Consider the following 25,265-nt stretch of genomic DNA (forward strand, 5'->3'; position numbering starts at 1 on the left):
CAGTCTTGTTGTTCTCAGAAACGGGCATCGGCGAAATGGGCGACCTGAGCGCCGGCTTCGTACCATAGTTCCCTAAGTGCGCGGAAGCTCGGCTCACACGGATCGGTCAGCGGCAGCGGCAGGTCCGCCTCGCCGACCCGGCCAAGGATATGTTCCGCCAACGTGCGGCCGAACACCGTGCCGGGCGCGATCCCACGACCATTATAGCCCGAAAAACCAACAACGTTGGGGGCGAATTTGTGGAAGCGCGGCAGCGCATTGTCGGTCATGCCGATCTGACCGTACCACTCGCATTCGAACTCGATATCGCCGATTTCAGGGAAGAGCCGCTTCAACGAGCGTTTGGCCCAGCCCTTGTGCACGGAAAGACCGGTATTGCGCAGCGCCCCGACACTGCCGAAAACGAGACGCCCTGCCTGATCCATCCGGAAGGAAGAGAGGATTTCCTTCGTATCCCAAACGCCTTCGCGATTGGGGAGGATGGACTGGCGCAGATTATGGCCGAGCGGCACGGTGGCGAAATTGAAATAGGGCAGAAACACCTGCTCGTTGCGCACCTGCTCCCAGGGGCCAGTGCTATAGGCGTCGGTCGCGACGATGATCCAGTCGGCAGTGACCTGTCCCTGCGCCGTCTTCACCACCCAGCGGCTGCCCTGAAGCTCCGTTGCGATGACCGGGCTCGCCGTATGCAGCACGACTCCCGCCTTCTGCGCGGCATGGGCAAGCCCGCGCGCATAGGCAAGCGGCTGTAGCGTGCCGGCGCGCATGTCCAGAAGCGATCCGGCATAAGCATTCGTGCCGATACGTTTTGCCGTCTCGCCCGCGTCAAGCAGCATAACGGGCGCTCCGCGCGCCGACCATTGCCTGTAGCGGTCTTCGATTTCCTTCAAGCCGTCGGCACCGACGGCGCAGTGCAGCGTGCCATGCTTTTCGAGCTCGCAGGCGATCCCGTGCTTTTCGATCAATTCCATCACTAGTCGCGGCGCATTGCCGAGCAGATCGAGCAGCCGCTCGCCATAGACAGGGCCGAGCACGTCGGGAAGATCATCCGGCATGACCCACATGCCCGCATTGATCAGGCCGACATTGCGGCCTGCCCCGCCGAAGCCGATTTCCTTCGCTTCAAGCAGCACGACCCGCGACCCCGCCTCGGCCAGATGCAGGCCGGAGGAAAGGCCGGTATAACCGCCGCCGACTATGACGACATCAGCCTCGACAGCACCCGCCAGTGCAGATGTGACGGGTGGCTGAGGAGCAGTCTTTTCCCATAGGCCGTGGGAGCGCGGATCATTGAGCATCGGACAGTCCAGTCAGGATCGAAATCAGCACTCTAGCGCCGCCTCCACTCTCGCGGAAGCGGCCAAATATCAGGCGACCGTCTTCAGCTTCAGACCGGAAAGGCCGAGCTTTTCCATAGCCATGTCGAGCGAAGCAGTCTGTCGCTCGGCATAAAGCGCGAGCTCATCCAGCACATCAGCGCCGAGTGCTTCCTCGAAGGCTGCCCGGTTCGAGCGCGTCGCATAATTCTGCTGCTGATCGGTACCGAGGTTCGACTGGAATATGCCGGCCGCACTCACGGGCAGGAAATCCTCGTAGATGATAGGATCAAAGCCAAGATAGCCCTTGGCGATGAGAATTTCCGGATCGGAGGGGAGCTGCCCCCTCGCCGCAATGCCTTCGGGGGACGCCGAATAGTGGAAGAAGGCCAGCCCTTCGCGCCGCAGTCCGTCCCAGCTGTCCGGCAGCGCTTTGAAGCGTTCGGTGAGCTCGGTATCGTAGTCCCCGGCCTTGGCGCCGGATGCCCCGACCTGCACTTCACTGCGCACCGTAGCAAGCAGCCGATCATAGAGCGCCCGGCCCTTGGCCGTCAGTGCCACGCCGCGCTGCTCGATCTCGCCGAAGCGGGCCGTATGCGTGCCTGATGTCGTCCCGGCCGCTCCGGTAAAGGCGATCGGTTCTTCCAGCGCCTTGAAGCTCGTCTGCCGCAGCAGGATATCGCAATTGCGCGGCGGCGGCCCCTCGATGACGGCCTTGGGCGTGATGCCACGTTCCGGCATGCGCCGCTGCACTTCGTCGATATCGAGCGTGCGCGGTGTCAGATGGTTGATATGCGGCCCTTTGAAGCTGACGACATCGGCAATAAGACGGTGCGCGTCATGCAGACGCTTGTAGGTCTCAGCGCTGACCGTCGCCTCGCCATGCCAGCGGAAGGTCTCCAGCGCCTCGGCGACGAATTCCGTCGCTTCCGCTTCCGTCAGCCCGCCAGCCTTCTCGTGCTGCTCGATGAGCTCGATAGCGCGTGGCGTATAAATTCGCCGTTTTGCGAGAATAGCCGCGGCTTCGGCACGCAGCTCCTCGTCCTCGATCAGCTCCAGTCGCAGAAGCGAGGTGAAAACACGAAAGGGATTGACGTTCAGCGCCGCTTCCTCGACCGGCCGGAAACAGGTGGAATGCACGGGAACGCCGGCGACCGAGAGATCGTAATAGCCGACCGACTGCATGCCCATCACGGCAAAGAGCCGGCGGATCGTGAAGAGCTCCCCGGCAGTTCCGAGCCGGATCGCACCGTGGCGCTCGACATCGATGCGCTCAAGTTCGCCTGCACGCCGAAGCCGCGCGCTCAATTCCCCGTCTTTTGCTAGGACTTCGGCGTTGACCTCCCCCACAAGCTCAACCAGCGTGCCGTATTGCGGAACCTCCGTCCGGTACATCTGCGACATGGCTTCGGTGAAAAGCGAACGGATGCGATCCGTGGAGACGAAAGCGCCGGGCATGAAGAACTCCGCGTTCATTCCGATTTTGCAGGATGAAGTTCTTTACAAATCGGTCGGAGCAATGAATATCGACGTTTTGGAAACAGCTCATTCTGAAATGGAATGAACATGCTCGCAGCAAGGCGCTTTTTGCCATCGACCGCCCATCTTGCCGCCTTCGAAGCGGTCGCTCGCACCAGCAGCGTGACGGCAGCAGCCCGCGAGCTCGACCTGACGCAGAGTGCTGTCAGCCGCCAGATCAAGGCGTTGGAAGAGCAGCTTGGCGTCGAGCTTTTCCTGCGCGAGCGCCAAACGGTGCGCCTTACCCTTGCCGGCGATGCCTATGTGCGGGAAATCCGCGAAGCGCTGCGGCGCATCTCCAGCGCCTCGCTGAACCTGCGTGCCAACCCCCATGGCGGCACGCTGAACCTTGCCATCCTGCCGACCTTCGGCACACGCTGGCTGGCACCACGCCTCGGTCGCTTCCTCGCCGCCAATCCCGGCGTCACGATCAATCTCGTAACCCGGCTTTCCTCCTTCGATTTCCGCCTCGATTCCATCGATGCTGCCATTCATTTCGGCCATTCTCATTGGCCAGGTGCGGAGCTCGCCTTCCTAATGTCGGAGCGCACGCTACCCGCCTGCAGCCTGGATTTTCTGAAGCACAGCGCAATCTCCCGCCCGGAAGATCTGTTGACGGTGCCTCTCCTGCACCTGACGACCCGGCCTGATGCCTGGGAACGCTGGTTTGCGGATAGCGGCGTCGTCTTCGAAAGCGTGCATGGCATGCTGTTCGACCAGTTTGCGACGGCTGCGCAAGCAGCGATCGCCGGCCTCGGCGTCGCTCTTCTGCCAACCTTTCTCATCCAGGAAGAGTTGAAGCGCGGCGATCTCGTTGCCGCCGTCGACCGCGAAATGGAAAGCCGCGAGCGTTATTATCTGGCCTTCCCGCCGGAGCGCGCCGATTACGCGCCGCTTGCCGCCTTTCGCGACTGGATCATCGCCGAAGCCCGTTCGGGTTCTGAAACGTAAGGAAGGCTTGCATCGCGGCAGCGGTTTCGACCATTATGCGCGCCATCAGAATTCGATGCAGGAAATTCCCATGAAGCCGATCTTCGTCCAGCTCCAATGCGCCCCCGGCAAGACCTACGAGGTCGCCGACGCCATCTACAAGACCGAACTGGTCTCGGAGCTCTACTCGACATCAGGCAATTACGATCTGCTGCTCAAGGTCTACATCGAGGAAGGCCAGGATATCGGCAAGTTCATCAACGACAACATCGCCAATATCCCCGGTATCATCCGCTCGCTCACGACATTGACCTTCAAGGCGTTCTGAAGCGGTTAACCCTTTTGCTAATAAAGCCTGCAGCGGCGCGCCCTTCATAAACCACCCCTTAAGCACTGACATGACTGATAATACCCACAAAAACAGGTGGGAAATGTCCGTCTCCATGAAAGAGACCTTCGAGAATAGGGAGCAGCCGCAGGTGGCACCGCTCATCGTCCATGTCGTCCGGCAGTTCCTGCCGAACCGCGGCGGCATGGAAGATGTGGTCGCCAATCTGGCTCGCCAGACGTTGAAGCGCGGATATCGCGTTCGCGTCGTCACGCTTGATTCCCTTTTTACCGCTCCCGAAAACAAGCTTCAACGACGCGAAACCATCGACGGCATCGAAGTCGTCCGCATCTCCTGGTCCGGCACAAGCCGCTATCCGCTGGCGCCGCAGGTCTTTCGCCATATCGGCGATGCCGATCTCATCCATGTCCATGCCATAGACTTCTTCTATGATGCGCTCGCCTGGGGCCGCTTCCTGCATCGCAAGCCCATGGTGGTCACGACCCATGGCGGCTTCTTCCACACAAAGAAATACCTTGTTATCAAGAAGATCTGGTTCAGTACGCTGACACGGCTTTCTGCAATGGCCTACCGACAGGTCGTTTGCTGCAGCGCGTCCGACCTCAGCCAGTTCATCCGGATCGTTCCTGACGGCATCACCATCGAAAACGGCGCCGATATCGGCAAATTTGCCGATATCGGCTCGCGCGCACCGGAACGGCGCATCGTTACGATTGGGCGTTTTTCCGTAAACAAACGGCTCGATCACCTGCTGGATGCCGGGGCCGCACTTGTCAGACGTCATCCCGACTGGCATCTCGATATTGTCGGTGCCGAATCTGATCTCAATGCCGCCGATCTCCGGCGGGAGATCGCGGCAAGGTCGCTGGAGAAGTCCGTCACGCTCACCATCTCGCCTGACAACCAGGAGATCCGCGATATCATCGCCAAGGCTTCGCTCTTCGCTTCCGCTTCGGAATACGAAGGCTTCGGCCTCGTCGCACTGGAAGCGATGAGTGCCGGCCTGCTGCCGGTTCTGAACGCCAACGACGCTTATCGTTCGCTGGCCGGAAGACATGAGGCAATCGTGCTCGCTGACTTCGCGAAACCGGAAGCGGCCGCAGATGCGATCGAAGACGCTTACCTCAAAGTCGCTGCCGGGGGTGCTATCCTACGGAAGAACCTCATCGATGCCGCCCACGCCTATTCGTGGGATGCCGTGGCGGAGCGCTACATCGACCTTTACCGGTCGATCGGCATTATCGCTTAGACAAATTCCAGCAAACGCGCGCAGCCCCTTTGTGTCCGCAATTATGGGAACACAAGCGAGAAAGCGCTTCCGCCATTCGAGGAAAACCAGAAAATTCTCAGGCCTTCGCCAGCCGAACAATCTCCTCCAGCACCAGCTTGCGTGATTCCGGCGGTGTCAGGTTGTGGTCGGCATCCTGCAGCATCACCAAACGCACATTCGGGTGCCGGGCGAACTTGTGCCCGCGCGGACCGAAGTGGAAATACATGTGGTCGAGGCCGACATCGCTTTCGCTGTAGATCAGCGTCAGCGGCACCTTTCGTTTGGCGAGCGCTGCAAAGGACTGGCGGACCTGCCGAGCGACATGGCGGCGTCCCGGGATAAGTTCGACGAGCGGCGCAATGCGCGGCGAAAGCCTGCGGCCGACCGCAATGAAGATATTCTGCAGCGCTGCGAAGACATCGACCTCGCCGCGGAACAACCGCTTGAGCGTGTCGAGCCGCATCATCCGCTGGCCATAATCATCGACACTGCGCGGAACCGAAACGACATGCTCACGCCGCACCGGCATGTCGGGATCCCAGTAGTAAACGAAAGGATTGATGGAAACGATCGCTTTCAGACGTTCATCCTCGATGCCTGCGCGCAATGCCACATAACCACCACTGCAGCGACCCGCGACCATGATCGGGCCGGCCACGAAGCTTTCCAGCAGATCGAGCGAGGCGAGCGCATCGTCCGTCTGCGTCGCCGAATAGAGAACCTGCTCCGGCGCATCCGGACGCGGAACGCTGTCGCCGACATTGGCAGAATCGAAGCGCAGCGAAACCACGCCCTGACGCGCCAGCGCGCGCGCCATATCGACCGTCGTACGGCCCCAACCGGCATGCCGGTCATAGGCCGTCGACATGAAGAGAACAGCATTGCCTTTGATCTCGCCCTGCGGCCGGCTGACGACACCGATGAGATGCTGGAAGGCGCCGAAACGTACCGGAACTTCCTCAAAGCCGTCGCCCGCGAGCGACTGATTTTCGATCACTTGCGGTGAGTGCTCGGCTGATGTTGAGGGCCTAGTCGTTTCGACGAGCCATTCGGAAAGCAGCTCGATGACTGCCATCGGCGTCTTGGCAAAGAGCGGGTTCGTGACCAGCTCGTCATACCCTTCGAAAACGCGTTGCTCGACATTGCCGCCGAGCGCCTTCAGCGCGTCAGCGAAGGCCGTATCATCGACGCGAACCGGGCGTTCTAGTATAAGATAATTCGGCGCCGCCAGGTCCTGCGGTGAACTGATGTTGAGTTTGCCGATTTCCGCGGCAATCGCGTCCGGCAGGGTCAATCCGGCGATCTGGACCTGGGTGCTCGGCGCATGTTCCTTGCCGAGACCGAGGTCGGCGTGGATGATCCGTGACCACATGTTGATTTCGCGCAGATGCCCCCTGCCGCTTAAAACAGGCGCAAGCAGCACGATGTTGTCGACGCCCTCGATCGTGTGGCCGGTCAGATGGATAAGCGTGCCGCCGAGACCCTGGCCGACAAGAATGATCTGCGAGCAACCACTGAGTGCCTTCAGCTTCGCAGCGGCCGCGCGGATGGAATTCTTCCAGATTTCGAGGCTCGGTGCGTGATCACCGAAATCCAGCGCGTCGCCCGTGCCTGGATAATCGAAACGCAAGCTCGGAACGCCAATATCGGAGAAGTGCTCTGCAGCCACGCGGTAGAATTTCCGTGTGCACATTTCCTCGAAACCCCAGGGGCTGACGAAGAGAACGGCAGCCGAGCGTTTTACGACGTCAGGCTTTTCCGGCATGAAGAGACCGATCGTCCCATCGAAGACAATAGGAAGGGCGGCGGCGCGGCCGGCGCCTTCTGCCGGCTCACGCGAAAATTCCTCGTTGACCGGCCTTTTCTCTTCCCCTTCGGGGGTCGGCGCGGTGATGAAATTGACCGCGCGCCTTGCCGTTCCCTGCAGCAGCGCCGGCATCTTGTCGAGGATCGAGCGCAGGACTTGAATATCCTCGGCCGGAACGGCACGGAAGACCTTCAGCGCAGCAAAATAGGTAAACGTGCCGACGATGATCGCAGCGACAAGACCGATCGGCCCCTGGACGAACTCAAGTGCGGTAATGGCGCCGCAAGCGCAAAATACCGCTGCGAGAGCAATCTTCGTAAGGCTGAGATAAAGGCCCGAAAGCTGAGTTCCGAATCCCGTTTGTCTGACCATCATTACCGACATCGCAACAAATACGGCTATGCGCACGAGCGCGGCACCCTCGGCGGCCAGACTAGGTACGATGAGTAAACAACCCACTACCATCAGGAGGCCACCTATCACACTGATTTTCAACCGTACGTTAGCTTTATCGATGGAAAGCAGGTATAGGCTGAGAACCTGCATGAAGGTGTAGGCCGGCGCGACAAGCGCAAGCAGGGCAACAACCCCACCGCTTCGATCGAAGGCTTCGCCGAAGACGACATGCACGAGTTCGCTGGAGATCGCGGCAAGCCCGAGGCTCATCGGCAGCACGATATAGGCCATGCTGCGGATGACGGCGGTAAAGGCTTCGACCGGAAATTTCGAGTCGGCGCTGGTATGCCGGCGCTCCGAATAATAGGGCAGCAGACTGCCGCTCATCTGGATCGGAAGCTGCAGCGCGATATTGGCGATCGACAGGCCGGCAGCATAGAAGCCTACCATTTCCACCGACCAGAACTGCTGCAGGAAAAGCAGCTCGATACGATTAAGGAAAATCGAATCGATAATGAACTGCATCGACAGGATGACCGAAGACGAAGCCAGATATTTGAGGGAGATGCCGCAGCGGTCACGGCGGGTAAAGAGGATCGGTAAGGTAGCGACGAAAAGCACGAACTGGCCGAGCGCATAACCGACGAGCACACCTTCCACCCCATAAAAGACGGCGCCGATCGCGACACCTGCGAGTTGGAAGACCGAGACGATCAGCGTCAGCTGGAAGAAGGTGCCGAGCCGCTTTTCGCCGATGAGGTAGAATTTGACGAAGGAACCGATTGCCTGGATGAAGAAAAGGATACCGGTGACCAACGCCACCGACGGCGCGGTATCGGCCCAGTGCATCTCCTCCGACGTCAGGAAGAACATGGCGTAGAGCCCCAGCAGCACGAGCGTGGAGCAGACCATGAAAGTGACGAGGATCGAAGCAAATCCCTTGCGCTGCTCAAGACCGTAGCCCTGCGCCGAGAGTTGCGGCAGCGTCTTCAGAAGCGTGATGCTGGAGCCGAGTTCGGCAATCGAGGCGCCGGTGACGACGAGCCAGAGCGAGAAAGCGACGATGCCGTTGGCCTCAGGCCCGAGCAGGCGCGCGGTTATGATTGAGGACACGAACCCCGTCACCAGAAGCAGCATGCCCGCCGCCGCATTCATCATCGAATTTGCGATAATGCCCTTCGACATCTGTCCATCCGTTGCACGCCGCATCGCGGCCGAAAAACAAGCCATCTCTAAATTGGAAATGTTAAAATAAAGGGGAGTGACGCCCTCAGCTTAGCTCGCCTGCATTGCCGAAAGCCTTGAAAGCGCCTTGTCGTAGCTGTGCTCGGCAAGGTGGCGCATCAGATAGTCCCGAGCCGCCTCAGCCTTCCGCCTCGCACCATCAGGATCGGAATAGATGCTCTTCAGATGCGCTGCCGCTTCCGTCGGCGAAGGATCGGCCCAGACGGCATCCTTGAGATCGGCAAATTCCGGATGATCATCGATGACGGGAATGAGTGAGGGCTCGACCAGCCAGGTATTATCAGGGTCGCAAAAGTCTGCGGTACCCGACCATCCGGTCGAGACGACAGGCGTGCGGTGCATGATCGCTTCAGCCACCGTCAAACCAAACCCTTCCGAACGATGCAGCGAAAGATAGGCGTTGGAATCACGGATAATGCCGTTGATCTCCGAACTCGCCAGATTGTCGGTAACGATCCTGATGTTAGGGTCGCCCTCGACGGACTGCATGAGCATTCGGAGCGCTTCGTCCCTGCCCGGATTGCCGCTCGCCTTCATCAGCAGGAAGGCATTGGGGCACTCGGTGCTGAACAGCCTGAAGGCCTCGATGGCAGCCTGCGGATTCTTGCGGTTGATCGAGGAGCCGGCACTGAAAATGAAGGATACGAGGAAGGCATCCTCGGCAATCCCGAATTTCCGCCTGATACCGTCAGCCGCCGGCCGCTCGGTCACCGGATGCGGCACGACGACGACAGGTGCGCTCGTATGCGGCGCGATCGCCCGCCTGGTGAATTCGGAGGGAACGAAGACGGCGTTCATGTAATGCATGGCATTGCGCCATTCCGCCGGCACCACTTCGAGCTCCCAGGCCCAGTAGCCGATGTTGAAGGCACGGGTGAAATTGCCGAGGCCTTTCTTCAGGATCGCGCGCGGCAGCATGGGCGGATTGAGATGCCATATGCGGTTTCCTGGCTGACCTTGGGAAACCTGTGTAGATGCCCACTCCACCAGCTTGCCTTCATCCGGATGCGTGCTGACATCAGCAAACATGATCTCACGGCCAATCTGTGAGAGCGCAGCGGCGCAAAGCCGCGCGGATTCGCCGACACCTGCCGCCATCGACAGATAACCGACGACTTCCACTGGGCGGCGCGGGTCGAAGGCGAGCCGCGATTTGACGATGAGCCGCTGCAACACATGTCCGCGCACGCTCCGATAGACGCCCCGCAAAGCCTCTTCCGCCTGCACTCTTATCGTCATTGCCACTCCCCAGCCCTTAAAGCGCGAAACGGCGCGAGGCGCCGACGCTCCTGATTTCGCCCGTCGGCAATGCATCGCCATCCGTACCCGCAGTGGCGATGAGCTTGACCCGCTTGGCAGAACCCGGCGCCAGATGGAACCAGTCTTCTTCAGGTCGATAACCTTCGACATCGATATGGACCGATTGGGCGAGCCTGTCGGTCGCAAGCGTGATGAACCAATCATCGCCCTCACGCATGAAGGATGCCTCGATCGTTGCGTCGTGGAACGCCCTGGTTCGCCCGCGCGGAAAATGGAACGCCTGCGCCAGCAACGCGCCGTCCATGGTCGATCGTAGCCAGGCGACGCTCACATCATGTGACGGCGCGCCGAAACGGAAGGCATAGGCCGCATCGAAGAAGCCACCGAAGAGATCGGTGCAGGCGATGCGCTCCGCGCTTCTGGGATCAAGATTGAAAGCCTTGCTGCCACTCGCTACCTGCTGGCGCCCATCGCGCAGGCAGGCAACATCGAGTTCGAGAGCGACCACCTTGTCCGTTTCATTGATAACATGAGCGTAAAGGCCGTTCGTCCCCTCATCGGTGAATATGAGTTGGACAGGACGGAAGGCGCGGCGCATGGCATGCCAGACGGGCTTCGGCTCGCCGGTGGAATCGATCACGCCCCAGCCAGCGCCCGGCAACAGATCCTGCAGGGTCCAGACGAGCGCGCCATTGCAAGGCGATTCCTTACGCCTCCATTCGGCAAAGGTCTCCTCCAGCACCTCGCCCGTCACGGCGCGCGAAAGATCGAGATAGCGCTCTGGGTCTTCGCGACGGAGCTTAGCCGGGTCGAGATCGTAGAGAAGCCCGAGATAGAAATCCCTGATATCCTCGAAATCCCAGGACGCGCCGCGGTCGCGCGGCACCCGCTCTTTCCAGAGCGGACTGTGAACCGAGGGCACGTCGAGATGCCGCTGCAAGGTCCTCTGCTGCGGCACATGGGCGAAGGCCAGGCTTTCGGCCGCAAAACGGACCTCGGCACGGCGCGCATCCTCGAGCGGCCGCATATAGGCACCCACGCCGTAATAATGCGTGACGCCGGCATTGGGCGAAAAGGGCATGGTTCCGCCATAGGGCGAATTTGGCACATAAGGCACATCCGGCCGCATGCGCTGGCAGATCGCCGGGATGATCTCGTCGGTGATCGGCCCGCTCCAGAAATCCGCCGGCAGGCCGAACATCGCCGCCTGCTGGTGGATTTCGCTGCCGCCGCAGAGCACGGCAAGCGAGGGCGAGAGCTGCACGCCGTGCAGAAACTCCTCCACCTCGGCATGCACATGGCCGATAAAGGCCTTGTCGTTCTTCGGATAGTCGAAATTGGCGAACATGAAGTCCTGCCAGACCATCAGCCCGAGCGCATCGCAGAGCGCGAAAAAGTCGGGCGTTTCATAGGCCATGGTACCGCCGATGCGGATCATGTTCATGCCAGCTTCTGCCGCAAGCCGCAGGTAGGGCTCGTAATCGGCTCGCTCGCCAGGCAGCCGTACGATATCGGCCGTTGTCCAGACCGCTCCGCGGCAAAAGACCCGCTCGCCGTTGACGACAAGCGCGAAATCATTGCCATCAGCACCGCGGTCTGCCTCGATACGGCGAAAACCGGCTTTGCCCAGCGAATGTTCTTCGCCATCGATAACCAGCGTCACGTCATAGAGATGCGGTACGCCATGCGTATGCGGCCACCAGGCCTCGATGTCGGAGAGCTTGAGAATTGCCGAATAATGCCGATCGCCGATCTTCTCGAAACCTTGTTCGGCGCCAGCGCAACGCAACAGCATCACCGGCTCCTCGCCAGCAGTATAAAGCGAAACGCTGAGCCGCCCCGCGCCACTTTCCTCCAACACCGCGCGCACCGAAACATTATCGACCGAGGCCGCGCCTCGGCGCACGAGCGAAATCGGCCGCCACGGCCCGACTGCATGGATTTCCGGGCACCAGCCGGGCATATGCCCGAGCAGCGTCGTGCGGATATTCTTCAGCCCTTGCGGTGTGATCATCTGCGGGCGCCAGCGGGCTCGCGGTCCGGGTTCGCCAAGGCGGGGGGCGAGCGCCCGGAAGCAGAGCGCCAGTTCATCGCCGCCTGCGAGCGTCACCGGTATCTCATGGGCGGTGAACATGCTCTCGGAGAAAAGGATCTCCACCCCGTTCAGAAAAACATGGCAGACCGTCGCCAGCCCCTGAAAACGCAGGAGCGCCTCGCCCGGCTCCACATCGAAGAGGCGAGTCAGATACCAGGCATCCCTGGTGTTGAGCGCTTGGGCATTTTCCCGGTCGAAAAGCCCGGCTCTTTCCAGCGCAGCCGCGACAGTGCCCGGAACGGGTGCCGGAATGAACTGCGCTGACAGATGGATATCGTGCGGCGTCGCACAAGCGTCAGGCTCAGTCAGAACCAGATTCCATCCTTCGGAAAGCAAGCTTTCCTCAGCCCCGATGCTTGCTAACCGCCCCCGCATGGTCAGATCTCCGGCTTCAGAATCGCTCCGCGAGCGATGCCATCATCGAATCCCATGCATCGGCGGCCGGATCAAGTGCCGCCTTCAACGGCTCGAACTTGCGACGGGTGACAGCACGGGCAAGCTGGAACTGAACCGACTTCGCTACTTCCGAGATCCGGCGCGCCTCTTCGGCCGCAACACCAAACTCGCCGGCCGAAAGCCAGGCCAGATGATCGGCAGCAAGCTCGAAATTCGCACCAACCTGCCGCAGCGTGTTGAAGGCATATTTATGGAAGAAGCCGAAGGAGCGGTCAGCCACCGCTTCGACCTGTAACGGGAAAACCTCTGCAAAGGCGCGGATCGGATTGGCGCTCGGACGACGTTTGAAATGGAAGCCGAGAAGCCCCCGCGACGCCTCGCGCAGATGTGCCTCGCCGACCGGACGTTCGGGGAACTTGGCGAACTCCGTATACGGGAGGAACGGCGCATCCTCATCCGTCAGATGGGACTGGAAAAGCCCGTCGAAATCCTCTCCCTCGATACGGAAAAAGCCGGCATTGTGGAAGTAGTCGACGCGCTTGCCGGCAAAGTCCAGGCGGTTGATCGCGACCGTAGTCTTGCCGTGCTCCTGCCGGTAGGCAGTGCCGCGCGTGTCCGGCATGTAGAAGGAATCCATCTCGATAAGGCAAAGCCGCCCGCGGGCGATCTGCACCTCGACATGTCGCTCGACGCGGTCATAGATCGCAAGCTCGGTGGCGCGGATGTCATAGAGCGCTTCGAGATCTTCCAGCGGCACCTTGAAGAAGGTGAACTGGTCGCCCTCGAAATCCTGCGTCAGCGTGAAGCCCAGCATCGCCTCCGGCGCAACGCCGAAGGTCGAGAGCACCTCGATCCAGAGGTCGATGTAACAATTGGTCTCCGGCCACATGCGCTCGCTGGAATGCAGCGCATGCGGCTTGTAGGTATCGGGATCGATACCCGCAAAGACCGATATCATCGAGCCGCTCAGCCCCACAGGACTTTCCGTACGCTGGCCGGCCATTCCTTGACGTCAAGGCCGTGGTGATGGAAGAGCGCCAGAGCAATGCGTTCCAGGCCGAAGCCGACGCAGGCGGTGTGGGCGACACTGCCGTCTTCGAGGTTCAGGCCCCACTTCAGGCCGAACGAATCCTGGTGGTAGTTGAAGCTCATGCAGGCGGTTGGGTTCGCCGCCGAGGTGATCGGGATCAGCAGCTCGAACTTCAGGTTCTGGTCACGCTGATTGTTGACCATCATCTTGCCAGCGCGGCCGAAGAACGGGTCGTTGGCAACGTCGATGGTCACGTCGAGACCGACCTGCTTCATCATTTCGACGCCGCGGTCCATCCAGCTCTGGCGGAAATCGGTCACATGCTGCTCGGTGCCCATGCAGACATATTCGCGCATGCGGAAAAGCTGCTGGCGAGCCGGGTCCTTCGAGGGCTCATGGCGGAAGCAATAGGACTGCAGATCGAAAAGGCCGCCCTTGGCCGGCAGATTGCCGCGTTTCGCAACCGTCGGATAGAGCGGATAGCAGGCGGCCGGCGTCAGCACGATATCGGTTGCTTTCTGGTCCTTGGTCCAGTCTTCGCCAACTTCCATGCATTGCAGCAGGCTCATGTGATCGAGCTCGCTGCCGCAGAAGCTGTGCACCGTGCCGGCAAGCTGCGGGAAGCTCTTCATATAGCCGCTCTTTTCGAAGAGCGCGCGGTTCATGCCGGGCGGAAAACGCATCGCCTCGGCGCCGTCGGCACCGCCGAACTTGTCGATCAGCCGTTCGAAGGCGGCAATGACGTCTTCAAACTGGCCGCTGCGGCCATAAAGGCCGTCAACGCCGGTATCGATCAGCAGGCCGGACTCGAAGAGCCGGTCCAGAAACGATGTCTGCATATCCATGGCTTTACCCCAGTAGGCTAGTGTCCTGCTTGTGGACGAGGAGCATGCTCGACGTATTGCCGAGGATGCGGTCGTTCGAGATCATGAGCTGTGCGGAATGGGCATCGCGCAGATGACGTCCGAGGCTGAAGGGCGTACCGTTCTTGTAGCCCATGATGCCGCAGATGAGCATGGTGTGATTGACGATTTCCAGGATCGTTTCCGAGGAAGCGATCTTGACGTTGTTCATCGCTACCGCAAAGCCCATCGATGAGAGCTTGTCGCCGTCAGCCTTGGCATCTTCATAGGCCTTGAGGCCGGCAACGACGTTCGACTTCACCATCTGCAGGAGGTTGGAGACCTCCGCGAGGCGAAGTGCGCCGGGCGGCGTCGCATCTGGAGACTTGCGGGCAGCGGCACGTACGAAGGCCTGTGCGCGGGAAACGGCATCGACGGCAATGCCGTACCAGACACCGCTCCAGAGTAAGTGTGACGATGCCAGCATCGACTGCGCAGCGATTTCAGCAAAAGGCTTCGGCAGGATCTGTACAGCCGGCGCCTCGCCCTTGAACAGGAAGCCGTCGGAGCAGGTGCCACGCATGCCGAGCGTATTCCAGACATGCGTCTTTTCGATCGTGTACTGATCTTTCAAGAAAGCTGTCAGCACCTGATCGGAAGAGGCGGCCTGCGGATGGCTGCGCGAGGTTATGAGAATGGCATCGGCATGCGAGCCGTAGGAAATGACGGTCGCATCTTTTTCCAGCCGGCAGATATCGCCATCGATTTCGATGGCGCAGATGCTGTTGCGCAGATTGCCGCCGATTCCGCCCTCGGTGGTCGCGGAGGCGATCAGGAGCTGTTCAGCGACGATGCGGCGCATGAAGGCGCAATGCCATTCGCCGTCGACGCCATGTTCGACGAGGCTCGAAAGCTTGATCTGGTGCATGGCGAAGACCATCGCGCTTGCCGCGCAGGCCTGGCCGAGCATCGAGCACAATTCGGCAATATCGGTGGTGGAAGCAGCCTCGCCACCAAGATGGCGGGGAATCTGGATACCGAGCAGTCGCTCGGCTTTCATCGCATTGACGGCTTCCTGCGGAAACCGGCCTTCGATATCGACGGCATCCGCGTGTCTTGCCGCAATTTCGGCGACGCGGGCAGCCCTTGCGACAAGGCTGTCTTCCGTGATCTTGACCGGGAAGTTCATCAGGCGACCTTTCGGCTATCCCGGATGAGATCGACCGTTTTGGCGATCGCCGAGATGCTCGCAAAGGACTTACGGTTCAGGAGATTGTCGGGAAATTCGATGTCGAATGCCTCTTCGATGCCGAGCATGAGCTGCACCGAGGCGAAGGACGTCAGACCTGCAACGTAAAGATCCGCATCATCGGCAACCTGATCAACCGGAACAGGGAGCTTACCGAACTTGGCTACGAGGTCGCGGATTGTCTTGTTCATCCCATTCACTCCAGATTTTCATGATCCTGAGCCGGCATTCATCGCCTTTTCATGGGAGTGCTTTTAGTGCGGAAAACAGAACATTCCGCTAATATAATTAGTTAAATATGACTGTGACTCATACTTGGTATTTTACAAATCATGCTCGCTTGAGGCCTAATACTTAATTTCTATCAATAGGTTGATGTGGCCTGAGAAGACCGGCAGTAAATGGTGCCGGCTATGTTGAGTGCAGAAATGGCACGCCGGGTGCGCGTTTTTGCGTTAACCGGCAGGCGGATAGGAATGCTCGTCGCCGCGATAATCCGAAACCGAATAGCAACCCTCACCGGTCGCCTGCACAGCGCCTTTGCCGATCACAGCCTTGCCGTAACCGCCGGGAATATCGAGAATATAGGTGGGCTGGCAGAGGCCCGAGATACGGCCGCGAAGCGAGGCGACGATCTTCTGCCCCTCCTCTATCGACAGCCGGAAATGGCTGGTGCCGGGCGCAAGATCCGGATGGTGGAGATAATAGGGCTTCACGCGCGTCTCGACGAAGGCCCGCATCAGCTCCGCCAGGACATCGGGATTATCGTTGACGCCCCTTAAGAGCACCGACTGGCTGACCATGACGATGCCAGCATCGACGAGACGGGCGCAGGCAGAGCGTGCTTCCGCCGTCAGCTCACGCGGATGATTGGCGTGAAGCGCAACATAGATGGTCTTGCCGCTCGTTTTCAGCGCCGCGATCAGCGCCGCATCGATCTTCTGCGGATCGACGACAGGTACGCGCGTATGGAAGCGCACGATTTTCACATGCTCGATCTCTGCAAGCTGGCTCAGAATCTCACCAAGCCGCCGTGGTGAAAGCACCAGCGGATCGCCACCGGTCAGGATGACCTCCCAGATTTCACCATGCCCGCGGATATAGTCGAAGGCGGCCGCCAGCGCCGTTTGATCGAGCGTGCCAAGCCCCTGCGGCCCTACCATCTCGCGCCGGAAACAGAAGCGGCAATAGACGGGGCAAACATGTACCGCCTTCAGCAACACGCGGTCCGGATAGCGATGCACGATGCCTTCGACCGGACTGTGCGCCTGATCGCCGATGGGATCGGCCCGTTCTTCGGGCGTGGTGACGAGCTCGGCGGCATCAGGCACGAATTGCCGCGCAATCGGATCGACCGGATCGCCATGATCGATCAGCCTCGCCATGGCGGGCGTCAGCGCGATGGCGTAACGCATGGCGACCTCATCGAGCGCCAGCCGTTCGGCTTCCTCGACCAGCCCTGCCCTGACGAGATCATCGACACTCTTTATCGGGCGCATAGCGTTCATCGACCATACTCCGCAACCGGCGCCCAGAGGACCTGATCGATCCGCGATGCACCCGTCGCCAGCATCACCAGCCTGTCGAAGCCGAGCGCGATGCCGCTTGCTTCCGGCATGATCGCAAGCGCCGCCAGAAAGTCCTCGTCGATCGGATAGGCCTCGCCGTAGATCCGCATCTTCTCCGCCATTTCGATCTCGAAACGGCGCCTCTGCTCGGCAGCATTGGTCAATTCGCCAAAACCATTGGCAAGCTCGACGCCGCAGGCATAGAGCTCAAAACGCTCAGCCACGCGCGGATCGTGCCCAGACGGCCGCGCAAGAGCGGCTTCGGGAACAGGATATTCATCGAGAATGGTGACGCGGCCGAAACCGAGATGCGGCTCGACCTTTTCCACCAGCACCCGGCTGAAAAGATCGGCCCAATGATCGTCATCGGCAACGCGCATGCCGACCCGCCGCATTTCGGCGGCGAGATGCTCGCGATCCGTCGAGCCGTCGGCGGAAACCGACGCCAGAAGATCGATACCGGCATGGCGGCTGAACGCTTCTGCGACGCTCACCCGCTCCGGTCCTGCGAAAGGATCGCACTCAGCACCGCGATAGGTGAGCTTTGCCGCTTTGACCGTTTCGGCGGCAAGCGCCAGCAAACGCACGCAGTCCATCATCAGGCTCTCATAGCTTTCGCCCGCCCGATACCATTCCAGCATGGTGAATTCCGGATGATGCAGCGGCCCGCGCTCGCGATTGCGATAGACATGGGCAAAACAAGCGATGCGCTGCTCACCGGCCGCAAGCAGCTTCTTGCAGGCAAATTCCGGCGACGTGTGCAGATAGAAGGGTGCCGCTTGACCGTCCGTCGTCAGCGCCTGTGTGGCAAAGGCATGCAGATGCGCCTCGTTGCCCGGTGACACCTGCAGCGTGGCGGTATCGACCTCTATGAAGTCCTCGCGGGCGAAATAACCGCGCAGGGCTGCCTGGATCGCATTGCGCCCGACGAGGAACGGGCGGCGATCGGCATGCACTGATGGTGTCCACCAGGGAGACGCTTTGGCGCTCGTGGGGTTCATTCAACGTTTTCCTCGCCGGATTCGGCCGGGATGGGGTGGCTATTTCCGCGATTTTAGGTTAGTGCGCCCCCGAAGAAAAACATTTTGCGTCTTCAGGGCCATTCCGACAGTCCTCTACGACGCCGAAAGCCGACTTACAAGGAAGTCTTATGGTCAAGGTCATCGCCTCCTCGGTCCGCAAGGGCAACGTTCTCGATGTCGACGGCAAGCTCTACGTCGTTCTCACGGCTCAGAATTTCCATCCGGGCAAAGGTACGCCGGTCACTCAGGTCGACATGCGCCGCATCGTCGACGGCGTGAAGGTTTCCGAGCGCTGGCGCACCACCGAACAGGTCGAGCGCGCCTTCGTGGAAGACGTCAATTTCCAGTACCTCTACGAAGATGGCGAGGGCTTCCACTTCATGAACCCGGCGACGTACGACCAGGTCGTCGTCAGTGCTGAAACCATGGGCGACCAGAAGGCCTACCTGCAGGAAGGCATGACCTGCATCCTGTCGATCCACGAAGGTATCCCGCTGGCGCTGGAACTGCCGCGCCACGTCACGCTTGAGATCGTCGAGACCGAACCGGTCGTCAAAGGTCAGACGGCATCTTCTTCCTACAAGCCGGCTATGCTCTCCAACGGCATCCGCACCTCGGTTCCGCCGCATATCGATGCCGGTACCCGCGTCGTCATCGCGACGGAAGACAATTCCTACGTCGAGCGCGCCAAGGACTGATCGCGCATCGGTTTCCAGACATTCGAACGGCCTGAAGCACCCGCTTCGGGCCGTTTTCGTTTGGGACCGTTGATTTTGAGACGACACGGTTGGATGGAGAAGATCGGCAAAAGCCGGCCTCTCTTTCCCTTAAAGATGCGGATTGCGCGGCCGGTACTTCTTGACCAGTTTCTGGTTGGTCTCGGCAGCACCCGGCATGTTGGCACTGAGATAGACCGGCGCATCCCCGGATTTGGAAAGCTCGGAGGCGACCTCCGCGAAAATGGCGTTGATGACAGTCACGCCGACCGCCGTCGACACCGGCCCGACCCGAAGGCCCGTGCCGTCGAGATCAAGAACGGCGTCACCCGGCGGCAGCCCGTTGTCCAGAATCACGTCGGCCACATCGGCAAGTCGTCGGCGGCCATTGGCGATCGCCGTCGAATAGGCGATCGAGGTGATGGCGATCACCTGGGCACCGATCTCGCGCGCATAATCGGCTGCTTCGATCGGTGCAGCATTCACGCCGGAATTGGAAGCGATGATGATGACGTCGCCCGGCTGCATGCCGTAGCGTTCCAGCATCGGCCGCACCAGGCCCTGCGTCCGCTCATAGACGGAGCTGATGACCGCGCCCTCATGCAGCATGGCCGAGCCGACGAGAACCGGCACCGTGAAGGCAAGCCCGCCGGCGCGGTAATGCACCTCTTCCGCCAACATATGCGAATGGCCGGTGCCAAAGACATAGACGCGCTTATCGTCACGGGCGGCCTCGAGGATCACGGCAGCGGCCTGCGCCATCGGCTCGGCAAGCGCCTGCTTCAGTTCTTGCAGCCGGCCGATCAGATCGGAGAAATAGGCATCGGTGATGTCAGTCATCGCCCATACTCCTTTACGCTGCTTCGCCGCTGAGCCAAATTGCCTTCACGTCGATCGTATCGGAGAAATGCACGAGATCGGCGCGCGCGCCCGGCGAAAGGTGGCCTCGATCGGCAAGCCGCAGGAAACGCGCTGGATAGAGCGTCGCCATCCTGAGCGCTTCGGCAAGCGTCAGATCCAGATAGGTGACGCCGTAGCGGATCGTTGAAGCCATATCGACATCCGAGCCTGCCAGCGTGCCGTCCGAAAGCACGAGTTTGGAACAGAAGCCGCCTCTCTCGCGCCGCACAGTGCGGCCATTCAGCGTGAACGTATCTTTCTCCGAGCCGACGAGCGACATGGCGTCGGTCACGAAGAACAGCTTGCCTTCGCCACGCTTGGCGCGCAGCGCCGTGCGCAGCGCCTTCGGATCGACGTGGTGGCCATCGGCGATGATGCCGCACCAGACGGCCGGATGGTCGATCGCCGCCCCGACGAGCCCCGGCGCGCGGTGCGCCAGCTGGCTCATGGCATTGAAGAGATGCGTGACACCCCGCGCGCCGGCGTCGAAACGAGCTTCCGCCGCCTCGCTGGTGCTATCGGAATGGCCGATACTGACGATGACGCCAGCTTCGCTGAGTTCGCGCACTTGCGAAACCGTCACCTGCTCCGCCGCGATCGTGACGAGCAGTGTGCCGATCGCCTCGCGTGCAGCGATGAAGGCCTTAACGTCCTTGTCCTCGACAGGGCGCATCAATTCGGCCAGATGCGCACCCTTGCGCGCCGGCGCCAGATGCGGACCTTCCAGATGCAGGCCGGCAACGCCGCGATTGGTCTTTACAGCGACTTCCGCCGCCTCGATCGCAGCGGCCGTTGCTTTGGCCGTATCGGTGATCAGAGTCGGCAGAAGCGCCGTCGTGCCATAGGGGCGATGCCCATCGGCGATCATGTACATGGAGTCAGACGACGGCTCATCGTTCAGCATGCGGCCGCCACCGCCGTTGACCTGCGCATCGATGAACCCGGCAGACAGGACGCCGCCATCAAGCGTCACGACTTGGCCTTCGGGCAGATCATTGCGGCCGACGATCGCCTCGATGCGTCCGTCCTTGACGATCAGCGCCCGCTCATCGTGGAAGCGTTCGCCGTCGAAGATACGTGCGCCGGTGAAGATCTTGCGGGTCATCAGACGGTCTCCGTCACCTTGAGCAGGTTTGCCGGCTTGTCCGGATCGAAACCCTTGCGGCGGGTGACGGACTCGATCAGGCGATAATAGACGAGCAGCGAAACCAGGGGATCGATGAGGCCGTTGCCGGTCGTGGGAACCTGCAGATTGACGCCGGCGAGCGGCTTTGTCGAGAAGGGCACGGTGGTGGCGCCGAGCGTCTGCAGCCGCTCCAGTGCCTTCACATTGTTGTCGAAGGCGGCATCTTCCGGCACGAAGCCGACAATCGGGAAGCCCGGCTGCACGAGGCGCATCGGTCCATGCATGAGCTCGGCGAGCGAGAAGGCCTCGGCATGCAAGCCGGCCGTCTCCTTGGCCTTCAGCGCTGCTTCGAGGGCAATGGCGAAGGCCGTACCGCGTCCACCGGTATAAAGCGATGCGGCGGTGAACAGTACATCCTCGGCAGCCTTCGTATCGATACCGGACGTCGCAGAGAGAGCGGCTGGAAGCTTATCGAGCGCGGTCTGCAGATCGGCCTTGCCGTCGATCGCAGCGGTAACGCCAGCAAGGGCGGCAACGGATGCGATGAAGGACTTGGTTGCTGCAACGCTCTTTTCAGCGCCAGCATTGAGGCCGAGAACGATATCGGCCTGCTTGGCGAGCGGACTGTCGGTGACGTTGACGACGGCAATCGTCGTCGCTCCGCCCTTCTTGGCCGCTTCTTGCAAAGCAACGATATCCGGGCTGGCGCCCGACTGTGAAACCGTGAAATGGATGCCACCTTTCAGATGCAGGGGCGCATTATAGACGGAAGCGATGGACGGGCCGATCGAGGCGACCGGCACGCCGCAGGTGATCTCGAAGAGGTATTTGAAAAAGGTCGCGGCGTGGTCGGAAGAGCCGCGCGCCGCTGTCGTCACGACACTTGGGCGGGTGGACGAGAATAGCCGGATGATTTCGGCGAAGACCGGCTTTTCCTTTTCGAGCAGGGTAGCGACCACTTCGGGCGACTGGCCGGCCTCCTGCAGCATCAGCGACTGGTTCTCACTCATAGGTCATCTCCAATTCTCAGTTCGGCGACAAAATCATAGGCATCGCCACGATAATGCGAGCGGGTGTATTCAACGACGCGCTGGTCTTCCAGGCGTGAAACGCGTTCGATCAGAAGGGCCGGCGCGCCGGCTTTGACATCGAGAATAGCGGCCGATGACGGATCAAGCGTGACGGCCGTCAATCGCTGTATGGCGCGTACCGGCTTGTGGCCACTCTGGGCGAGCGCATCGTAGAGCGAGCCTTCACCGCCGGCATCCTCGCCAAGAAACTTGACGGGTACGACGGCGCGCTCGATGGCGAGCGGCAGCCCGTCGGCCAGACGAAGGCGGTCGAGCCGCAGCACCGGTTCGTCGACGCCGAGGCCGAGCAGAAAGGATTCTTCAGGGGATGGATTGTTGACGGTGCGGGACAGGATCTTCGCCGCTGGCGAGCGCCCGCGCGAACGCATGTCCGCAGAGAAGGAGGAAAGCCGCCAGAGCGACTGTTCCATGCGCTCCACCTTGCTGGAAACGAAAGTGCCACTGCCATGACGCGATTCCAGCGCACCTGATGTCATGAGATCGCGATAGGCCGTCCGCACTGTGACGCGGCCGAGCTTCAGCGCTTCCGCCAGATCGCGCTCGCCGGGCAATGCCGTGCCGGGTTTCAAGAGGCCTTCCTGGATAAGGCCGGTCAACGCCTGCGCCAGCCGCTTGTAAAGCGGTCCTGCTGCCGCCTCGTCGTGCAGCGCGCGGCCCTTCAGTTCTGCGACCAGACTGGTTCTATCCATGGATAGATAATAGAACCTATTTAGAACCAATCAGCAAGCCGGATTCGCTCCATCAAAGAAAAACCCTCGCCGGACGCCGCGAGGGTTCATTGATCCAGATAGGACGACGAACTCAGTTCTTCGTGAAGATGTAATCCGTTTCCTGACGCAGCACTTCGCCTGGGCGCAGCACCGCATTGGGGAAGCCCTGGTGATTGATCGCGTCAGGCCAGATCTGTGTTTCCAGGCAGAAGCCGGCGAAGGGACCATATTTACGGCCGCCGAGACCCGGCACGGGCACGTTGAGCTTGAAACCGGCATAGAACTGCACGCCCGGCTCTGTCGTGCGCACTTCCAGCGAAACACCGGAATGCAGGCTGCGGGCAAGCACGACGGAGCGCTTGCCCGTGCGCTCGCTCGATAAGCAGAAATTATGGTCGTAGAGGGCCTGCTCCTGCCTGACGAAGCGCTTCATTGGCGCCATCTCGCGGAAATCGAACTCGCTCCCCTCAACAGGGCGGATCTCGCCGGTCGGTATCTGCTTCTCATTGGTCGGCAGATAGTGGTCGGCGGCGATCATGATCTCATGCGCCAAGGCATCTTCGCGGCCATCGAGATTGAAATAGGAATGCTGGCAGACGTTGGCAATCGTCGGCTGGTCCGTCGTCGTCTCGTAATTGACGGAAAGCTCGCCATTGCCATGCACACGATAGGTCGCCTGGATCGTGCAGTTGCCGGGATAACCAGCACGGCCATCGCGGTCGACGATCTTCAGCACTACGCGGTCGGCCTCGTGTTCGACGATCGTCCAGACGAGCGTGCCGATATTGTTGCTGCCGCCATGAAGATGCGTGACGCCCTTCTCGTTGAGTTCGAGTTGGTAAGCCTTGCCGTCGAGCGTGAACTTGCCATCGCCGACGCGGTTGGCGCAGCGGCCCGGCGTTGCCCCGAAGAAGGGCGAATGGGCGAGGTAGCTGCTGAAATCCTCGAAGCCGAGCACCAGCGGCGCATCATGGCCCTCCAGCCGCGCGTCCTGGATAACCGCACCCCAGGTCAACACCTTGACCGTCAGTCCACCACCGCGGATGACGACGCGATGGACGGTCTCCCCCTCCTTCGTCTGTCCGAAAACTTCCCGTTCCAATTTGTCCACCATGATCGACGCTCACTCCATCCCTAGGATTCAGGAACCGGAACCTGCCTCCATTCGCTGCAAATCGCAACCGGGCGGACCCAGAAAACAAAACGCCGTCGCGGAAGTGCGACGGCGCCATTTCTAAACCCACCCTGTAACGCTCAGATGTCCGAGCCGATCTCTTCGATATCGTAGGGCGTCGTCTGGTAGATCTCATTGATCCAGTTGCCGAAAAGCAGATGCGCATGGCTGCGCCAGCGGTTCTGCGGCGCAAGTGCCGGATCGTTATGCGGGAAGTAATTGTGCGGCATCTTGATCGGCACGCCGGCATTCACGTCGCGGAAATATTCGTCCGAGAGAGACGTGGAATCATATTCGACGTGATTGAAGATATAGAGCCGCCGACCCTTCGGCTCGTGGACGAGACAGACGCCCATCTCGCTCGATTCCATCAGGATCTCGAGGCCGCCGACCTTCTCGATGTCGGCCCGGCGCACCTCGGTCCAGCGCGACACCGGAACCTCGAAATTGTCAGAGAAACCATTGAGATAAACGGAAGAGGGCTTGAGATTTCGGTGGCGGTAAACGCCGAAGGCCTTTTCCTTCAGCTCATACTTCGGCACGCCGTGGAAATGATAAATCCCCGCCATCGCGCCCCAGCAGACATTCATGGTCGAATGGACGTTTGTCTGGGTCCAGTCGAAAATCTGCTGCATTTCCTTCCAATAGGTAACGTCCTCGTAAGGCAGCGTCTCGATCGGCGCCCCCGTGATGATGAAGCCGTCAAACTTGCGGTGCTTCACTTCCTCCCAGGTCTGGTAGAAGGCGAGCAGATGTTCTTCAGATGTATTCTTGGCCTTGTGGTTGCCGACACGGACCAGCGAGAATTCCACCTGCAGCGGCGAAGCACCCACCAGGCGCGCCATCTGCACCTCGGTCTTGATTTTGTTCGGCATGAGGTTCAGCAGCCCGATCTGCAGCGGGCGGATATCCTGGCGGATCGCCACCGTTTCGGTCATCACCCGCACACCTTCGTTCACAAGGGTTTCGAAGGCGGGCAGCGTATCGGGGATCTTGATGGGCATTGCGGTCAACTCGATCAAAATAAAAAACCGGCGGCGAAAGAATCGCTACCGGTCCGCACGCGGCCCTTTAGCGACTTATTTAACGTGGCTGCAAGCCGGCCGGCCAAATCACCACAAGGCATCCTAGATAGCGCCAGTCCAGCTTCGAATCAACTGTCAATGCAGATAGCTGCAAAAGCCATCACGCTTTCTTTATGCGTGGCGGAATCTGTTGATGGACCAGTGACGCCCCCATGTTATTAATATAGGGA

The 25,265-nt window shown here is 60.5% G+C and carries 21 protein-coding genes and 1 riboswitch; of the genes, 4 read left to right on the forward strand and 17 right to left on the reverse strand.

Features of this window, described 5'->3' with window-relative positions:
• Positions 1 to 14 precede the first annotated feature (14 nt).
• On the reverse strand, positions 15 to 1,298 hold the full coding sequence (locus tag FHT82_RS20145) for an FAD-binding oxidoreductase (protein ID WP_183734460.1): 1,284 nt from the start codon (positions 1,296 to 1,298) through the stop codon (positions 15 to 17).
• Between the two features lie 69 nt (positions 1,299 to 1,367).
• Positions 1,368 to 2,774, reverse strand: coding sequence for a VOC family protein (locus FHT82_RS20150; protein WP_246698182.1), 1,407 nt, complete (start codon positions 2,772 to 2,774; stop codon positions 1,368 to 1,370).
• Positions 2,775 to 2,876: 102 nt separating this feature from the next.
• On the opposite strand from FHT82_RS20150, the gene FHT82_RS20155 reads away from it, so the two are divergent.
• From FHT82_RS20155 to FHT82_RS20165, 3 genes are all read left to right on the forward strand, one after another.
• Positions 2,877 to 3,785 (forward strand): LysR substrate-binding domain-containing protein, encoded by a 909-nt coding sequence (locus FHT82_RS20155; RefSeq protein WP_183734462.1) that lies wholly within the window; start codon positions 2,877 to 2,879, stop codon positions 3,783 to 3,785.
• 70 nt (positions 3,786 to 3,855) lie between these two features.
• Positions 3,856 to 4,092, forward strand: a complete 237-nt coding sequence (locus FHT82_RS20160) for an Lrp/AsnC ligand binding domain-containing protein (RefSeq protein ID WP_113299657.1) — start codon at positions 3,856 to 3,858, stop codon at positions 4,090 to 4,092.
• Positions 4,093 to 4,207: 115 nt separating this feature from the next.
• Positions 4,208 to 5,362, forward strand: a complete 1,155-nt coding sequence (locus FHT82_RS20165; protein WP_246698183.1) for a glycosyltransferase family 4 protein — start codon at positions 4,208 to 4,210, stop codon at positions 5,360 to 5,362.
• A gap of 97 nt (positions 5,363 to 5,459) precedes the next feature.
• Here the strand turns inward: FHT82_RS20165 and FHT82_RS20170 are convergent, their stop codons facing one another.
• The 9 genes from FHT82_RS20170 to epmA all read right to left on the reverse strand — a co-directional run bounded on the left by FHT82_RS20170 (position 5,460) and on the right by epmA (position 18,272).
• Positions 5,460 to 8,771 carry an alpha/beta fold hydrolase gene (locus FHT82_RS20170; protein ID WP_183734463.1) on the reverse strand — a complete coding sequence of 1,104 codons (3,312 nt, stop codon included), beginning with the start codon at positions 8,769 to 8,771 and terminating at the stop codon, positions 5,460 to 5,462.
• Positions 8,772 to 8,861: 90 nt separating this feature from the next.
• On the reverse strand, positions 8,862 to 10,040 hold the full coding sequence (locus tag FHT82_RS20175) for a glycosyltransferase family 4 protein (protein WP_183734654.1): 1,179 nt from the start codon (positions 10,038 to 10,040) through the stop codon (positions 8,862 to 8,864).
• 46 nt (positions 10,041 to 10,086) lie between these two features.
• Positions 10,087 to 12,561 (reverse strand): glycoside hydrolase family 2 protein, encoded by a 2,475-nt coding sequence (locus tag FHT82_RS20180; protein WP_183734464.1) that lies wholly within the window; start codon positions 12,559 to 12,561, stop codon positions 10,087 to 10,089.
• 16 nt (positions 12,562 to 12,577) lie between these two features.
• Positions 12,578 to 13,558 (reverse strand): DUF1839 family protein, encoded by a 981-nt coding sequence (locus tag FHT82_RS20185; protein WP_183734465.1) that lies wholly within the window; start codon positions 13,556 to 13,558, stop codon positions 12,578 to 12,580.
• The gene (locus FHT82_RS20190) at positions 13,549 to 14,457 is read right to left on the reverse strand and encodes an amino acid--[acyl-carrier-protein] ligase (RefSeq protein WP_183734466.1); all 909 of its coding nucleotides are present in this window, start codon (positions 14,455 to 14,457) and stop codon (positions 13,549 to 13,551) included. The genes FHT82_RS20185 and FHT82_RS20190 overlap by 10 nt, the downstream gene beginning before the upstream one ends.
• Positions 14,458 to 14,461: 4 nt before the next feature.
• A complete protein-coding gene (locus tag FHT82_RS20195) occupies positions 14,462 to 15,643 on the reverse strand; it encodes an acyl-CoA dehydrogenase family protein (RefSeq protein WP_183734467.1) in 1,182 nt (393 codons plus the stop codon).
• Positions 15,643 to 15,894 carry an acyl carrier protein gene (locus tag FHT82_RS20200; RefSeq protein WP_183734468.1) on the reverse strand — a complete coding sequence of 84 codons (252 nt, stop codon included), beginning with the start codon at positions 15,892 to 15,894 and terminating at the stop codon, positions 15,643 to 15,645. Before FHT82_RS20200 ends, FHT82_RS20195 begins: the two co-directional genes overlap by 1 nt.
• 264 nt (positions 15,895 to 16,158) lie before the next feature.
• Positions 16,159 to 17,211 (reverse strand): lysine-2,3-aminomutase-like protein, encoded by a 1,053-nt coding sequence (locus tag FHT82_RS20205; RefSeq protein WP_183734469.1) that lies wholly within the window; start codon positions 17,209 to 17,211, stop codon positions 16,159 to 16,161.
• Positions 17,208 to 18,272: an EF-P lysine aminoacylase EpmA gene (gene epmA, locus FHT82_RS20210; protein ID WP_183734470.1), complete on the reverse strand. Its 1,065-nt coding sequence runs from the start codon at positions 18,270 to 18,272 to the stop codon at positions 17,208 to 17,210. Before epmA ends, FHT82_RS20205 begins: the two co-directional genes overlap by 4 nt.
• Positions 18,273 to 18,421: 149 nt before the next feature.
• Between epmA and efp the strand changes: the two genes are divergently transcribed.
• Positions 18,422 to 18,991, forward strand: coding sequence for an elongation factor P (efp, locus tag FHT82_RS20215; protein WP_064696465.1), 570 nt, complete (start codon positions 18,422 to 18,424; stop codon positions 18,989 to 18,991).
• A 129-nt stretch (positions 18,992 to 19,120) separates the two neighbouring features.
• On the opposite strand, the gene FHT82_RS20220 is transcribed toward efp, so the two are convergent.
• The 6 genes from FHT82_RS20220 to metA form a co-directional block, all read right to left on the reverse strand.
• A complete protein-coding gene (locus FHT82_RS20220; RefSeq protein ID WP_183734471.1) occupies positions 19,121 to 19,849 on the reverse strand; it encodes an SIS domain-containing protein in 729 nt (242 codons plus the stop codon).
• Between the two features lie 13 nt (positions 19,850 to 19,862).
• Positions 19,863 to 21,014 (reverse strand): N-acetylglucosamine-6-phosphate deacetylase, encoded by a 1,152-nt coding sequence (gene nagA / locus FHT82_RS20225; protein WP_183734472.1) that lies wholly within the window; start codon positions 21,012 to 21,014, stop codon positions 19,863 to 19,865.
• On the reverse strand, positions 21,014 to 22,045 hold the full coding sequence (locus FHT82_RS20230) for an SIS domain-containing protein (RefSeq protein WP_183734473.1): 1,032 nt from the start codon (positions 22,043 to 22,045) through the stop codon (positions 21,014 to 21,016). Before FHT82_RS20230 ends, nagA begins: the two co-directional genes overlap by 1 nt.
• Positions 22,042 to 22,815: a GntR family transcriptional regulator gene (locus FHT82_RS20235; protein WP_183734474.1), complete on the reverse strand. Its 774-nt coding sequence runs from the start codon at positions 22,813 to 22,815 to the stop codon at positions 22,042 to 22,044. Before FHT82_RS20235 ends, FHT82_RS20230 begins: the two co-directional genes overlap by 4 nt.
• A 112-nt stretch (positions 22,816 to 22,927) precedes the next feature.
• Positions 22,928 to 23,950 (reverse strand): aldose epimerase family protein, encoded by a 1,023-nt coding sequence (locus FHT82_RS20240; RefSeq protein WP_183734475.1) that lies wholly within the window; start codon positions 23,948 to 23,950, stop codon positions 22,928 to 22,930.
• A 140-nt stretch (positions 23,951 to 24,090) separates the two neighbouring features.
• Positions 24,091 to 25,014 (reverse strand): homoserine O-succinyltransferase, encoded by a 924-nt coding sequence (gene metA, locus FHT82_RS20245; protein ID WP_183734476.1) that lies wholly within the window; start codon positions 25,012 to 25,014, stop codon positions 24,091 to 24,093.
• Positions 25,015 to 25,061: 47 nt separating this feature from the next.
• A riboswitch (SAM riboswitch) is annotated at positions 25,062 to 25,139 on the reverse strand.
• Positions 25,140 to 25,265: the final 126 nt, after the last annotated feature.

This window comes from Rhizobium sp. BK275, from assembly GCF_014193555.1.
Taxonomy (GTDB): domain Bacteria; phylum Pseudomonadota; class Alphaproteobacteria; order Rhizobiales; family Rhizobiaceae; genus Rhizobium.

Coding starts and splice junctions, on each gene's coding strand:
- FHT82_RS20145 (WP_183734460.1), bottom strand. CDS start 1,298: ATGCTCAATGATCCGCGCTCCCACGGCCTATGGGAAAAGACTGCTCCT.
- FHT82_RS20150 (WP_246698182.1), bottom strand. CDS start 2,774: ATGCCCGGCGCTTTCGTCTCCACGGATCGCATCCGTTCGCTTTTCACC.
- FHT82_RS20155 (WP_183734462.1), top strand. CDS start 2,877: ATGAACATGCTCGCAGCAAGGCGCTTTTTGCCATCGACCGCCCATCTT.
- FHT82_RS20160 (WP_113299657.1), top strand. CDS start 3,856: ATGAAGCCGATCTTCGTCCAGCTCCAATGCGCCCCCGGCAAGACCTAC.
- FHT82_RS20165 (WP_246698183.1), top strand. CDS start 4,208: ATGAAAGAGACCTTCGAGAATAGGGAGCAGCCGCAGGTGGCACCGCTC.
- FHT82_RS20170 (WP_183734463.1), bottom strand. CDS start 8,771: ATGTCGAAGGGCATTATCGCAAATTCGATGATGAATGCGGCGGCGGGC.
- FHT82_RS20180 (WP_183734464.1), bottom strand. CDS start 12,561: ATGCGGGGGCGGTTAGCAAGCATCGGGGCTGAGGAAAGCTTGCTTTCC.
- FHT82_RS20190 (WP_183734466.1), bottom strand. CDS start 14,457: ATGGATATGCAGACATCGTTTCTGGACCGGCTCTTCGAGTCCGGCCTG.
- FHT82_RS20195 (WP_183734467.1), bottom strand. CDS start 15,643: ATGAACTTCCCGGTCAAGATCACGGAAGACAGCCTTGTCGCAAGGGCT.
- FHT82_RS20200 (WP_183734468.1), bottom strand. CDS start 15,894: ATGAACAAGACAATCCGCGACCTCGTAGCCAAGTTCGGTAAGCTCCCT.
- FHT82_RS20205 (WP_183734469.1), bottom strand. CDS start 17,211: ATGAACGCTATGCGCCCGATAAAGAGTGTCGATGATCTCGTCAGGGCA.
- epmA (WP_183734470.1), bottom strand. CDS start 18,272: ATGAACCCCACGAGCGCCAAAGCGTCTCCCTGGTGGACACCATCAGTG.
- efp (WP_064696465.1), top strand. CDS start 18,422: ATGGTCAAGGTCATCGCCTCCTCGGTCCGCAAGGGCAACGTTCTCGAT.
- FHT82_RS20220 (WP_183734471.1), bottom strand. CDS start 19,849: ATGACTGACATCACCGATGCCTATTTCTCCGATCTGATCGGCCGGCTG.
- nagA (WP_183734472.1), bottom strand. CDS start 21,014: ATGACCCGCAAGATCTTCACCGGCGCACGTATCTTCGACGGCGAACGC.
- FHT82_RS20230 (WP_183734473.1), bottom strand. CDS start 22,045: ATGAGTGAGAACCAGTCGCTGATGCTGCAGGAGGCCGGCCAGTCGCCC.
- FHT82_RS20235 (WP_183734474.1), bottom strand. CDS start 22,815: ATGGATAGAACCAGTCTGGTCGCAGAACTGAAGGGCCGCGCGCTGCAC.
- FHT82_RS20240 (WP_183734475.1), bottom strand. CDS start 23,950: ATGGTGGACAAATTGGAACGGGAAGTTTTCGGACAGACGAAGGAGGGG.
- metA (WP_183734476.1), bottom strand. CDS start 25,014: ATGCCCATCAAGATCCCCGATACGCTGCCCGCCTTCGAAACCCTTGTG.